Source organism: Bacillus cereus group sp. BcHK124, assembly GCF_027712065.1.
In the GTDB taxonomy this organism is placed as follows: Bacteria; Bacillota; Bacilli; order Bacillales; family Bacillaceae_G; genus Bacillus_A; species Bacillus_A pacificus.
The window spans coordinates 60,565-73,119 of sequence record NZ_JAQFPJ010000003.1 but is presented as its reverse complement, the minus strand read 5'-3'; the positions used below and the strand labels follow the sequence as shown (position 1 = coordinate 73,119).

Sequence of the window (12,555 nt, the reverse complement as noted above, 5' to 3'; positions counted from 1 at the left end):
ATCAGAACTTTCTAACTATCTTTTTTAATATTTTTAAATTATAATAAATAGTAGCAATCTATTCCAATTATCAGGGGGTTCATACATATGAAAGCTGCAGTAAAACATAACATCTCAGATTTTAGAGACTACTTAAAGTCAAACGATATATACATGGAAGAAAATATAGATGAAAATAATGGTTCTGTTCATTTTTCAGTAGGATTAGAAACAGAAGCTGGCGCAAAAATTCAACTTCTCGCTGCTTTCCAAAATGAAGATCCTACTGTGGATATATACTGCTTCAATGTTGCTCACGTACCCGATGCAACAGCAACAAATGATATTTTGCACGTTATTAATGAATTAAACACATCTTATCGATTTGCAAAATTCACATTAAACAAGCAAAATGCAATTGATATTTCAACATCTCTTGCATTCTCAGAACCAAACTTTAATCCAGCGCTTGTCTTTGAACATACTCTAGCGCTATATAGATTAGCAAATGACGAATATAAGAACTTAATGAAAGTGATTTGGGCATAAATAAAAGGATGGGCTGCAAGCAGCGCCATCCTTTTATTTCGATATCATATCAATCCACATCTTAACAGCAGTTCCTACAATCAAAATCGATAACATATATTGCAGTGCTTTTTGATTGATCTTTTTCCCAACTCGCGCTCCAAGCGGCGCAGCAAAGATGCTTGCAATCGCAATAATAAGAGCTGGCATTACAACTACTTGCCCAGTTATCACTTTTCCAGTCGTAATCCCTACTGAGGAAATGAACGTAATAGCGATAGAGGTTGCTATCGTTGTACGTATTGGCAGTTTTAAAATGACTAGCATAATCGGAACTAAAAGGAACGAACCTCCAGCACCTATAATACCTGATGCTCCGCCTACACTAAACGCTAACAAGCTTGCTAACCATTTATTATATTTCAGTTCATCACCATTATTTCGGTTCGGTACGAACATCATAATAGCAGCAATTGTTGCTAACGCTGCATAAACAACATTGACCGTATGTTCCTCTAATGCATTAGCACCAAAACTACCTATAAAACTTCCTATTAATATACTAGCTCCCATATACACAACGAGCGTTTTATCCATATCATTACTTTTCCGATAAGCCCATGCCCCTGCAAAAGTTGCAAAGAATACTTGCACCGCTGTAATACCACTCACTTCATGTGCAGTATAGCCAGTAAATCCTAGCAATACCGGAATGTATAAGATCATCGGATAATTAATAATCGCACCGCCAATTCCAACCATTCCTGATATAAACGATCCTATAAACCCAATTATAAAAAGTAATACGACTAAGCTCATCTTACATCCCCTCCCTTCTAGAAAGAAGATGAATTAAATGAATAAGTTCACATTCCCATCCGAAGCATCTGCTAAATAAGCTCCTACTCCTGCAAACTCTACCCCTTCCATAATCTCTTCCTCTTTTAACCCTAATAAATCTACTGTCATTTGACAAGCTACAAGTTTAATCCCCTGTTCTTTCGCCAAATCAATTAAATCTGGTAACGGCATCGCATTATGTTTTTTCATAATACCTTTGATCATCTTTGGGCCCATACCGACAAAATTCATTTTCGATAATCCCATCTTGTCAGCACCACGTGGCATCATCTTTCCAAATACTTTTTCTATGAAAGTTTTCTTTACCTTTACATGTTCATCTTTCCTTAAAGCATTTAATCCCCAGAAAGTATGAAAAATAGTTACCTCTTGATCATAAGCAGCTGCACCATTTGCAATAATATAAGCAGCCATCGCTTTATCATAATCTCCGCTAAATAAAACGATTGTTGTTTTCTTTTGTTGTTCCATGTTGTTCTCCCTCCGATTACCTATAGGGGTATTCTAATTTTTATAAAAAAAGCATTTCGCCCTATTCTACTTTACCTTCCCACGCTAACATACCACCTACCATATTAATCACTCGAAAACCGTAACTTTCTAAAAACTGAACTGCTCTTGCACTTCTGCCGCCAGAGCGACAAACGATAATATATTCTTTCTTTTTATCCAACTCATGCATACGAAATTCTAACAGCCCTAGTGGAATGTTACACGCTTCTGGAATTTTCCCTTCAGCTACTTCTTCTACTTCACGTACGTCTACGATATTTACTGCTTCTTTACGCAACAATTTTTCTTCTAATTCTTTTGCTGTCATTTCTTTCATTTTACATTTCCTCCTCACAAACCATTCATTCCGCCTGAAACATTGATAACGTGCTGAAATCCTAATTTTTTTAATACTTTTGCTGCTTGCTTACTTCTCATCCCGCTCTGACAAATAACGATTACTTCCTTATTTTTATCTAACTGACTTGCTCTACTAGCTAACTCATTTAAAGGGATATTTTGAAATCCTTTCATATGATTTCCTCTATATTCACTTACTGTACGAACATCGATAAGTTGTTTCCCCTTTTTTCCCGCTATATTCTTTAATTGTTTTCCACTTATATTTTGAACACCTTTAACTGGTAAAAAACGCGACATAACAACTACTACAGCAAATACAATGAAAAGCGTACTTAGTATTGTATTCATATAACCAACCTCTCTATATTTATAAAACTACTACGCCTTCTTAATCCAAAACTTCAGCACATCATCTTCTTCTACATGCTTTACAATGTCATGACCACTTTTATTTGCCCATGCTGGAATATCCTTAATAGACCCTTTATCCGTTACATGTACTTCTAACACTTCTCCCGTTTGTAAAGTATCCATCGCTTTCTTCGTTCTTACAATCGGCATTGGACACGCTAAACCTGTCGCATCTAATACTTGTTTTACATTCATCATCTATTCCTCCATTTTTTATTTATTTCATTATTCGTGCACTGCACAACGATTTGGACCAATCTCCATTTCACGCTCTTTATCCACACTTGGGTGAATTTTACCCATATTGGTTTGACGGATTTCTTCATATGCATTTGGCTGAGGTGGTAAGTTTTCTGTTACAGTTTTACGGAACTCTACCTCATCCTCAATATTTAACCCTGCATTATTCGCAAACAAATCTTTTAATTTTGCGCTAACAATACCACTTTCGTTCATTTCACTTACTTTTGAATAATGAGCTGGTAACACAACTAAATTTTGAGATAGCTCTTTATATCGGCTATATAAAGTATTACGTAAATCACTTACCCAATCTTCAGCCTTCCCAGCAAGATCTGGACGCCCGATGGAATCTACAAATAAAATATCGCCTGATAATAAATAGGAATCATCTACAATAAATGATGTACTTCCAATCGTATGCCCCGGTGAGTATAATGCATCAATTTCAATTTTAGTACCCCCCACCGTAATAACAGATCCTTCAACAAGCGGTTCGTATGAGAAAACAACTTCCTCCGCATCTTTTGGCGGTAACCAATACGTACCACCTACTTTTTCCGCTAACTTATGTCCTCCAGAAATATGGTCTGCATGTAAATGTGTATCCATTACATTCGTAATCGTAACAGCATGCTCTTTCGCAAATTCTTCATACGCTTCAACTGTTCTTACTGCATCAATAACTGCTGCTTCACCGTTTGAAACGACCATATAAGATAAACAACCTTTTCCAAGGCGGTTAAACTGATACATACTTCCGCCATTTTTTAAATCTCCAACTTTTACAGGCTTTACATATTCACTCCATGCCTTCATACCACCAGCTAAATAATAAATATTTTCTAATCCAGCCTCTGTTAATTGCTCTGCCACAAATATAGAAGACCCTTCTTTTGCGCATACTACTAAAACATCTTTATCTTTAGGCAATTCACTTGCAATATGATCTACACCCTCTAATAAATCAAAGTACGGCACATTCATTGAAGTAACTTCTTTCCCTTCAATTTTCCAATCTTCATAATCCGTCTCATTACGAACATCTAAAATAAACAACTCTCCGAATAAAACTTTCTCTGCAACATCTTTTGCTTGTAATGATTTAACACTCATCTTTTTACCCCCTATGGTATATTTACATTTAAAAAAATTTAATTCTTTATATTCCCTTGCCACTCTAACATACCTGGAATGACATTTTTCACATTTGTATAACCTTTCTCTTTCAACATATGGCAAGCTACATCACTACGGTTACCAGTTCGGCAAACAACATAAATTTGCTTCGTCTGATCTAAAACTGCACTGTCTAACTCTCCTAACGGCACCGAAACGGCCGATGGAATATGACCAAAAGCGAATTCCGCTGCTTCTCGAACATCTAATACAATACACTCTTCATCGCTTAATAATATCTCTTCCAACTCCGTATTCGTAATCGTATGAGGATACTTTGCTACTTCGTTCACTTCATGCTCATGTGCTTTCCTAATGTAATGCCTCAAAACATCGCCCTCTTGTTTCGTCCCGATATATTGATGCCCTACTTTATTTGCCCAGCTTTGTATATCTACTGTAGATCCTTTATCTGTTGCCTTAATTTCAATCACTTGTCCTGATGCTAATCCTTCTATCGCCTTCTTCGTTTTCACAATCGGCATCGGACAAGCCAAACCTTTGCAATCTAAACTCATATTCACTTTTATACTCATAGTCGATTCCTCCACAACTTATACACATATACCTGTAGGGGTATAATAAAATGTTTTTGAAAATCTGTCAACACTTACGTTTGACAGATTATCGGCTTTTTACAAGTAATTGAACAGCTTCTTTAATTAATTCTTCATTTGAACCATTACCACTTTCAAACTGTTCACGTAAACATTGCTCTAAATTTGTTCCAACAACAAGTCCAATTGTACGATCAAGTGCAGAACGAGACGCCGTTAACTGTGTAATAACCTCTCGGCAATCTTTTCCTTCTTCCATCATACGAAGCACACCACGAACTTGCCCTTCAATACGCTTTAATCTATTTTTCATGTCTTGATTATATTCCATTGTATAATCACCTCATTACCATTATGTCACTATTTATAACCTATGACAATATATTATACCCTATAGGGTATTTTGTAAACCCCTATTTTTAATTTTCACCTCATATATTTGCAAAACAAAAAGCGAAACCTTAATCTATAGGCTTTCATCTCCCACCAAATTTTGAAGTGGAAGATGAAAAAATATCAATATACAATACGTTCTGGTAATACTGTTCCATACAATTTAAAACCACCATCTACATTCTTTACCTTATATCCTTTTTCCATTAACATGCGCGCTGCAACATATCCTCTCATACCGAGTTGACACGTAATATATATATCTTTATCCACTGGCACTTCATCCAAACGATCACGTAATTCATCTAACGGAATATTAATAGAGCCTTTAATCATTCCTTGTTTGAGTTCATTAGGCTCTCGAACATCAATAAGATATCCACCATTTTCAACAATACGATCTATTTCATGCCATTGTACTGTGTCCACAAAACCATCTACTATATTACTTGCCGCATACCCTACCATGTTTACTGGGTCTTTTGCAGAAGAATATGGCGGGGCATATGATAATTCTAAATCTGGCAAATCAAGTACAGTTAAATTTGCTTTTATTGCCGTTGCGATAATATCCATACGCTTATCTACACCGTCACGTCCTAACGCCTGTGCTCCATAAATTTTTCCGCTATCTTTATTAAAAATTAATTTTATTAGCACTGGCGTAGCATTCGGGTAGTATCCCGCATGAGAATTTGCCTGTACATGTACTACCTCATAGGGTATATTTAATCGTTTTAATATTTTCTCATTTACTCCAGTCGAAGCAACTGTTAGAGCAAAAACTTTAGCTACAGAAGTTCCGAGCGTACCTTTATATAAAGAATCCGTATGACCATGAATAATATCTGCTAACATACGACCTTGACGATTAGCTGGCCACGCTAAAGGAATCATCGTTTCTGTTTCAGTAACAAAATCTTTCACTTCAATCGCATCACCAATTGCATATATATGTGGGTCAGACGTTTGAAATTTCTCATTTACTTTTATCGTTCCTTTAACTCCTAGTGCTAACCCTGCATCCTTTGCTAAACTACTCTCTGGTTGTACACCAATTGCTAAAATAATCATATCTGTCTCTATAACTGAGCCACTTTTTAAACGTACAACATTCCCGCTCTCTTCTAATGCATCTACACCATCTTCAAAAACAAACTCAACATCGTGATTTTTCATATGCTCATGCACATATGCCGCCATTTCATAATCGATTGGTGGCATCACTTGATTTGCCATCTCTACAAGAGTAACCTCAATCCCACGTTCTCTTAAGTTCTCAACCATTTCCACTCCAATAAATCCGCCACCAATAACCATCGCATGATGTGGTTTCTTCTCATCAATATACGCTTTAATACGATCTGTATCAGGTACATTTCTTAACGTAAACAACGCCTTCGCTTCTTCAATACCCGGAATAGGTGGAACAATTGGTTTCGCCCCTGGTGAAAGAATTAAAATATCATATTGCTCGCTATATGTTTCATTTGTCGTTACATTCTTTATCGTAATTGTTTTCTCTTCTTTATTAATCTTTACTACTTCACTCAATACACGTATATCTAAATTAAAACGCTTCGACATTCTTTCAACAGTTTGTACTAATAATTTTTGTCTTTCTGCAATGACATCGCCAATATAGTATGGTAAGCCACAATTTGCGAATGAAATATATTCACCGCGCTCCACCATAATAATTTCATCTTCTTCACTTAATCGACGAAGCCTTGCAGCTACTGATGCGCCGCCGGCAACTCCGCCTACTACAACTATTTTTCTGGACATATTTTAAACCTCCATAGTATTTAATTTTCTCAAACCCCACACAAACCTATACCTGTATGGGTATATAATAAGATATACAAAGAGCATTTTCAATATATATGTTTTTCTTTCACAAATTTGAAACAAATAAAAAAGAACTTAGATATCTCCAAGTTCTCTTACGTATAGTTCTATAGCTTTCTGTACGATTACATCTGCTGTATTTTCCTCCGGTGGCATCAATAAATTTGTAACCGGCCCATACACAACAGGACTTAATTCCACTTCATAACCACCATATGAAATTTCTTCCTTTGTCGGCAAGTAACCAATATATCCGTTCATATATCCACCAAAGAAAGCCAATTCATTTTGAAGATTCTCTTTCACTTCTAATGCCGTTTCCGAAAAAGGTTCCATTGGTATACCTGAGAACATACCATCATTAATTTGAAACAATTGCACTTCTAAACTGCTCATTTGAATCGCTCCATTTCTCTATGTAACTCCCTTTTGTTTAAGAATAGCATATTTTACCTTTTTCCAAATAAAAAAGAACAGACATAGCATTCTATGTCCGTTCTTTCCGTCACACATACTTCCGATGCACCATCTTCCCATCATAAGAAAACACAACACCCTTACTCTCTACGATCGACTCCATATGCACCGTTCTTCCCCATAGCTGATGAAGATATGGCAATACCTTTTCTAAGTATTTTAAATCGAGCTCAATTCCTTCGTAACTATGTTTAATGTACAATTCTCCATTCTTTAAGTAGTCCCCGTCTTCTACTACTAAGTACGGGAAACCACCATTTGTCCGCATATTTACGAGCTGATCACGTACATGCTCCCACTCTTTATCTATTACTTTATATTCTTTTCCTTGACGCTGGAATAAGTACATATCTTCTCTCATTACGAGATCTTTATTTAAGTAGTTTCTTAAAAACGATACGTCCCATTCGATTTCGCGTACTTCAAAGATTTTGTCACGACCAGATCCTGGTTTGACACCTCGTCTTTTCATTTCTTCTGTCGGGTTGTTGTAGCGCTCCTCAATATCTTCAAACATTTTAATACCGAGGTAGTATGGATTAATGCTTGTTTTGGATGGCTGAACGACGCCCGCATTTAATTTCGCAAATTCAATTGCTTCATCAGATGTTAAGTCCATTTCGCGAAGTATGCGTTGATGCCAGTATGATGCCCAGCCTTCGTATTGCTAAGGTGCTTAACTGTTAAAAATTAACTCTAACAAACTTCATTATTGATTTTCTCGATTCTTATTAAAACTAAAATACCCATTGGCTTAGTTTAATAAAAAGTTAACAAAACTTTTTAAAAGGGTCTGATTTTTTATTTTTAGAAATATATTCCTAAAACCCACAACTTATAATATAATTATCTTTATAAACAGATATCAATTTTTTCGGAGGAGAATATAATGACAATAGCTGCAGTTGCACAAAACATTAATGCATTTAGAAATCATTTACAAGCAGAGGATTTCCACATGATGGAAAATGAAAATAATGATGGTTCTATTTTCTTTTCTACAGATCAAAGAACAGATAGCGGAGCAAATATACGCCTAGTGGTTGCATTTAGCAACGATTATACTAGCGTAGATATGTATTGTTTGAACATCGCACAGGTTAATAACCCTCTAAAAAAAGATGCTATACTAACACTGTTAAATGACTTGAATACAGATTATAGATTTGCAAAATTTACAATTGAAAATTCGAATTCTATTACTATTTCAATTCCTTTAGACTTTTCTGAAACTAATTTCGACCCTTCAGTAGTAATGAAACATCTTTTCGGGTTATATAATTGCGCAGATAAAGAATACCAAACTTTCATGAAGTTAATATGGGCTTGATTTAATAGATAAAAATAACGGGGAATCTTCCCCGTTATTTTTCAAATCACCTATTTTACTTTAATTAATACTTAACTATAAATGCCATCACACATACTTCCGATGCACCATCTTCCCATCATAAGAAAATACCACACCTTTATTCTCCACAATCGACTCCATATGCACCGTTCTTCCCCATAATTCATGAATATACGGGAGAACCTTCTTCAAATTTTCACTGAATGCAAACAAGAATTTATTTTGCATTTACACTTAAAATATTGTATATCTCTGTAATTACAATAGGTGACAAATCAAGCGAATCTAGATTATGTTCTTTTAACCACTCTATACATTGCTTAGGTGTTAAATCTGTGTCTACAATATATTCTGAGATAGCAATTGCTGATGTTCTAGTTAACCCTAAGCTCATCAAAGAAATTTGAGTCCCCTGAGATACACCAAATTCTAACCACAGGCTTAGCTCTGGAATATCTTTTACTATTTCCTCGTAACCATTACACTCTAAGAAATATTTTAAAATATCAATATAACATGAAGAATATTTAACAAATTTAAATCTTGCATACTCTTCGATATCCCTCATAGTATCTCTGATAACAGTTTGGAGATTTTTATTTTTCTCTTTCCAATACTTCCAGTTTCGATTAATTATCCTAGATAGACTATAACCTCTCATCCATTCCACAACTAGTAATGCATGCGGATATGTTATTGCCGCTGGATCTCCCGACAAAAATCCACTTATCTTCTCAACTATTCTACAATATTGATCCAATGCCTCATCACTCTCAGGTAGCAAAGGAACATATTGTTCGATTTCTTCGTCACACTCTTTGAAAAACTGTAATAATTTTTGCTGAGCAATTGGACTGACAGCGGGATTTTTCAGTATTATCTCCTTAGGAATCTCTATGTCTTGTAGAGATTCTGCGATTGTTTTTTCAACAATCTTTACGGTTTCTTTCTCGTATGAGTCTAAAAAAGGAGAATTATTCAGCCCATCATTTCTAATATGTTCTCCCAAGAAATAACCAAATCCATACTCTAATTCTGGATTACTACTTGCCTCTTTTCTCGGTGTCCCAGCCTCTATGAAGTCTATAAGTTGATCGATATTTTGGACAACCATATCAACACTTGGCTCTATCACATACTTTTTCTTGATACTTGGTGGTTCTCCATTCCAAAGCTTTGAATCAGTTACATCTACACATATAACATTACCTTGAAATTCCTTCCCTTGTCTGCCAGCTCGTCCAGCTAAGTTCCAAAAGTCAATTTCATTCATTGGTGTACCAATCCCTTTTTTAGGTCCTCTAATAAATATAGATTTTGCAGGCAAGTTCATTCCTTCAATAAGAGTGGATGTACATACTAAATATTTAATTTTCCCATTTTTAAATAACCGTTCTATCTCATTTTTTATAATTAAAGGCAAATTCCCATAATGAAAGGCTATACCTCTTGTTAATATTTCTGCTAATACATAATCTTTATTAATTACCTTTTTTATCAGCTTAATCAAATCATGTATTTCTTTATCAGTTGTATCTGCCTCATCTCCCCGTAAATCCCATAAAATTTTGGCACATTTCTCTGCCTCCGCAGGTGCATTAGCATAAATTAAATTTCCACCTTCCTTATTTCCTAATTCAAAAGCAACAAATGGTAACCTCTTGCTAACTTGAGTTGGACGATTTCTCATTGTAAACTTCCCTAAATATATCCTATTATCTTTTAAGCATAGTTCTATGTTCCATTGTGTGGGTTTCCTAGGAACTTGAGAAACCCATAGAAGATTTTGATTTACAGTAACTTGTTCAGTAACAATTGATTTTTTTAAGGAACCGCTCGTTGCTTTATTTAAAAATATTTCTGGATTAGATGTCATCGGACTAGAAAAAATAAATTTCGCTTCACTAGTTCGACGAATAATTTCTTCTATAACCTGTTGTAATAATATACCTCTAGAACCGTCTCCAATCTTTTGTGCCTCATCTACAATGATCATGCTAGGCTTTATCTCATGATTATCCAACAGCATCCATTGTAGCCTTTCTTGAGTTAATACAAAGACTACACTTTCATTTTCCATATCTTTCGGAAAGATTGGAACTGAAGTAACATAAACCTTTCCTAATTTATTTACAGATAAAGCTTTATGTAAATCGTATTCCACTTGTTGTATTAAAGCTCTTGTCGGCACAATATATACTATCACTTGATTGTTTTGCTTTTTTAAATACTGAATTAGCATTTGTAAAATTATAAATGACTTACCTGCAGAGGTGGGAGCGGAAATACTTGTCCAATCATTTTCCATAGCGCCTTTATAGGCATCCAATTGAAATCGATTAACATATAATAAATTATTTGTTCCTTGATCAAGTACAGAGTATTGTATTCCCCTCTTAATCATCTCTAGTTGAAAAGTTAATGGTACATTCTCTTTGTAAGTAGTAGGTATTAATTCTTTCTCCATAGCTAACTGGATAGTTGAAGCATTTGTCATAGAATCTAAAATGATTGTTGCAGCTAATTTTTGATTCTCGTTCGTCTCCAAAGAATTTAAACAATATTGAGCAATTCTATAAGCTACATCTAAATGTTCACCATTATCTGATTTAGCAAGAATACTCCCACATAAAAGCATATATTCCCAGTCAATTACCTTTTTCATAAACTCATTATTTTCCGTATTGATATTTACAAATTGTAATGTAACAGATTGCACTACCACAGGCAAAAGATTTTCTTGAAATCCATCTAAATTATATAATTTATGAACTAACCTTTTTTTAGACATTAGCAAGCTCTCCTAAGAAACTATCTCTAAATGTTTTTACACATGGGAATGGAACTAAAAACACTTCTAAAATAAAAGAATCTAGAGGTGTTCTGTTTTTTATTTGTTTTTCTAATTTCTTTTCCCACCTTCCTAACTCATCTTTAATTTCATTTAAAACACTATCTTCATCCTTAGAGTTTGGCACTAGTGGATAAGCACCATTATCAAACCCAATCAGACAAACACCTCTATATTGCATTTTTTTAAAGGAAGGACTATTTGGATTAAGAAAATCTAATATTGCATCTTCTAATTCCTCGTTACATAAATCCAGATTATCTGTTATCAATTGTAAATCTCTATTTTGTGAAGCTTTTGTACCACCATCATCAAATAAAAATGGCTTTAAACTATCTAAACAATTCTTTAGTGCACTATCAAATGATTTATACAACTTAGATTCTCCCCAGTACAGGGCAAGCTTTTTAGTATTTCTGTCATACCCTATATGAATACCGTCGGCTCCGTGGTAATGCATTTCAGAACTTGTTTTCAAAGGCATTTTACATAAAAGCTGTGGCAGTCCTAAGAAAGCTTGAACTAACATATATAACAGCATTTCACCACCTTCACCAGACTTCTTCAGACTGGTAAAAAGCTGCTTCGCTTTCATCTTCAACTCAACTGTGTTTACAGTAGTATTTGATTTCTGATCTTTTTCTTGAGCCTCCATAATTTCACTTCTAGGAATTGCATAATCAATTAATCTTGCTGCAACTGCTCTTGCCAAATCTTTTACTCTAGGTTGATCATTCCCATTAAAACCAATCATATAACAATGAATATTCGATTGAACATCTGTCAACTTCTTATTGAATGCTACATTGGTTAAGAAAGCATTCAGCTCACTTCCCTTTTCTCTCTGCAAATTTCCAATAATTAAGTCTAGTAGATCTCCTGATGCATATTCTTCTTTTAAGATTTCCATCTTCCCCTCCAAGATCGCTATTATATTTACAAACAAATCCCAATACATAATTTTACAACAGTAAACTACTATTTTAAATAATTAAAATAAAAAGCAAGCATTAAGCTTGCTT

At 34.8% G+C, this 12,555-nt stretch carries 13 protein-coding genes and 3 pseudogenes; 2 read left to right on the top strand and 14 right to left on the bottom strand.

The annotated features are described in order from the left end of the window. Positions 1-87 precede the first annotated feature (87 nt). Entirely contained in the window at positions 88-528 is a 441-nt protein-coding gene (locus PDK19_RS07250) for a YbjN domain-containing protein (protein WP_000642369.1), read from the top strand. A gap of 33 nt (positions 529-561) precedes the next feature. Here the strand turns inward: PDK19_RS07250 and PDK19_RS07245 are convergent, their stop codons facing one another. From PDK19_RS07245 to spoVR, 11 genes and pseudogenes are all read right to left on the bottom strand, one after another. Next, positions 562-1,326: a sulfite exporter TauE/SafE family protein gene (locus PDK19_RS07245; protein WP_000060728.1), complete on the bottom strand. Its 765-nt coding sequence runs from the start codon at positions 1,324-1,326 to the stop codon at positions 562-564. Between the two features lie 33 nt (positions 1,327-1,359). Beyond that, positions 1,360-1,839 carry a DsrE/DsrF/DrsH-like family protein gene (locus PDK19_RS07240; RefSeq protein ID WP_000437736.1) on the bottom strand — a complete coding sequence of 160 codons (480 nt, stop codon included), beginning with the start codon at positions 1,837-1,839 and terminating at the stop codon, positions 1,360-1,362. Positions 1,840-1,900: 61 nt separating this feature from the next. Further along, the gene (locus PDK19_RS07235) at positions 1,901-2,197 is read right to left on the bottom strand and encodes a rhodanese-like domain-containing protein (RefSeq protein WP_014893292.1); all 297 of its coding nucleotides are present in this window, start codon (positions 2,195-2,197) and stop codon (positions 1,901-1,903) included. A 14-nt stretch (positions 2,198-2,211) separates the two neighbouring features. Continuing rightward, complete coding sequence (locus tag PDK19_RS07230) at positions 2,212-2,571, bottom strand: rhodanese-like domain-containing protein (protein WP_016716527.1); 360 nt, start codon at positions 2,569-2,571, stop codon at positions 2,212-2,214. A 30-nt stretch (positions 2,572-2,601) separates the two neighbouring features. Next, complete coding sequence (locus PDK19_RS07225; protein WP_016716526.1) at positions 2,602-2,832, bottom strand: sulfurtransferase TusA family protein; 231 nt, start codon at positions 2,830-2,832, stop codon at positions 2,602-2,604. A gap of 27 nt (positions 2,833-2,859) precedes the next feature. Next, entirely contained in the window at positions 2,860-3,990 is a 1,131-nt protein-coding gene (locus PDK19_RS07220; RefSeq protein ID WP_270706835.1) for an MBL fold metallo-hydrolase, read from the bottom strand. 38 nt (positions 3,991-4,028) lie between these two features. Further along, on the bottom strand, positions 4,029-4,589 hold the full coding sequence (locus tag PDK19_RS07215) for a sulfurtransferase TusA family protein (RefSeq protein ID WP_074567627.1): 561 nt from the start codon (positions 4,587-4,589) through the stop codon (positions 4,029-4,031). Positions 4,590-4,677: 88 nt separating this feature from the next. Further along, positions 4,678-4,941: a metal-sensitive transcriptional regulator gene (locus PDK19_RS07210; RefSeq protein ID WP_000456206.1), complete on the bottom strand. Its 264-nt coding sequence runs from the start codon at positions 4,939-4,941 to the stop codon at positions 4,678-4,680. Between the two features lie 185 nt (positions 4,942-5,126). Next, positions 5,127-6,791 carry a CoA-disulfide reductase gene (cdr, locus tag PDK19_RS07205; protein WP_000087565.1) on the bottom strand — a complete coding sequence of 555 codons (1,665 nt, stop codon included), beginning with the start codon at positions 6,789-6,791 and terminating at the stop codon, positions 5,127-5,129. A gap of 138 nt (positions 6,792-6,929) precedes the next feature. Then, positions 6,930-7,244: pseudogene (locus tag PDK19_RS07200) on the bottom strand (neutral/alkaline non-lysosomal ceramidase N-terminal domain-containing protein); the annotation flags it as partial. A 115-nt stretch (positions 7,245-7,359) separates the two neighbouring features. Further along, a pseudogene (gene spoVR / locus PDK19_RS07195) lies at positions 7,360-7,992 on the bottom strand (stage V sporulation protein SpoVR); the annotation flags it as partial. 228 nt (positions 7,993-8,220) lie between these two features. Between spoVR and PDK19_RS07190 the strand changes: the two are divergent. After that, positions 8,221-8,661 carry a hypothetical protein gene (locus PDK19_RS07190; RefSeq protein ID WP_097648743.1) on the top strand — a complete coding sequence of 147 codons (441 nt, stop codon included), beginning with the start codon at positions 8,221-8,223 and terminating at the stop codon, positions 8,659-8,661. Positions 8,662-8,748: 87 nt separating this feature from the next. Here PDK19_RS07190 and PDK19_RS27385 read toward each other — a convergent pair. The 3 genes and pseudogenes from PDK19_RS27385 to PDK19_RS07180 form a co-directional block, all read right to left on the bottom strand. Further along, positions 8,749-8,874 (bottom strand): annotated as a pseudogene (locus tag PDK19_RS27385) (hypothetical protein); the annotation flags it as partial. A gap of 25 nt (positions 8,875-8,899) precedes the next feature. Next, a complete protein-coding gene (locus tag PDK19_RS07185; protein ID WP_097648742.1) occupies positions 8,900-11,473 on the bottom strand; it encodes a DEAD/DEAH box helicase in 2,574 nt (857 codons plus the stop codon). Further along, positions 11,466-12,443 carry a HamA C-terminal domain-containing protein gene (locus PDK19_RS07180; protein WP_097648741.1) on the bottom strand — a complete coding sequence of 326 codons (978 nt, stop codon included), beginning with the start codon at positions 12,441-12,443 and terminating at the stop codon, positions 11,466-11,468. The genes PDK19_RS07185 and PDK19_RS07180 overlap by 8 nt, the downstream gene beginning before the upstream one ends. Between the last annotated feature and the right edge of the window lie 112 nt (positions 12,444-12,555).

What these genes read in the sequence shown, in the direction of transcription:
- PDK19_RS07180 (WP_097648741.1), bottom strand. Translation starts at nt 12,443, where the DNA reads ATGGAAATCTTAAAAGAAGAATATGCATCAGGAGATCTACTAGACTTA.
- cdr (WP_000087565.1), bottom strand. Translation starts at nt 6,791, where the DNA reads ATGTCCAGAAAAATAGTTGTAGTAGGCGGAGTTGCCGGCGGCGCATCA.
- PDK19_RS07190 (WP_097648743.1), top strand. Translation starts at nt 8,221, where the DNA reads ATGACAATAGCTGCAGTTGCACAAAACATTAATGCATTTAGAAATCAT.
- PDK19_RS07235 (WP_014893292.1), bottom strand. Translation starts at nt 2,197, where the DNA reads ATGAAAGAAATGACAGCAAAAGAATTAGAAGAAAAATTGTTGCGTAAA.
- PDK19_RS07250 (WP_000642369.1), top strand. Translation starts at nt 88, where the DNA reads ATGAAAGCTGCAGTAAAACATAACATCTCAGATTTTAGAGACTACTTA.
- PDK19_RS07225 (WP_016716526.1), bottom strand. Translation starts at nt 2,832, where the DNA reads ATGATGAATGTAAAACAAGTATTAGATGCGACAGGTTTAGCGTGTCCA.
- PDK19_RS07220 (WP_270706835.1), bottom strand. Translation starts at nt 3,990, where the DNA reads ATGAGTGTTAAATCATTACAAGCAAAAGATGTTGCAGAGAAAGTTTTA.
- PDK19_RS07245 (WP_000060728.1), bottom strand. Translation starts at nt 1,326, where the DNA reads ATGAGCTTAGTCGTATTACTTTTTATAATTGGGTTTATAGGATCGTTT.
- PDK19_RS07215 (WP_074567627.1), bottom strand. Translation starts at nt 4,589, where the DNA reads ATGAGTATAAAAGTGAATATGAGTTTAGATTGCAAAGGTTTGGCTTGT.
- PDK19_RS07230 (WP_016716527.1), bottom strand. Translation starts at nt 2,571, where the DNA reads ATGAATACAATACTAAGTACGCTTTTCATTGTATTTGCTGTAGTAGTT.
- PDK19_RS07185 (WP_097648742.1), bottom strand. Translation starts at nt 11,473, where the DNA reads ATGTCTAAAAAAAGGTTAGTTCATAAATTATATAATTTAGATGGATTT.
- PDK19_RS07240 (WP_000437736.1), bottom strand. Translation starts at nt 1,839, where the DNA reads ATGGAACAACAAAAGAAAACAACAATCGTTTTATTTAGCGGAGATTAT.
- PDK19_RS07210 (WP_000456206.1), bottom strand. Translation starts at nt 4,941, where the DNA reads ATGGAATATAATCAAGACATGAAAAATAGATTAAAGCGTATTGAAGGG.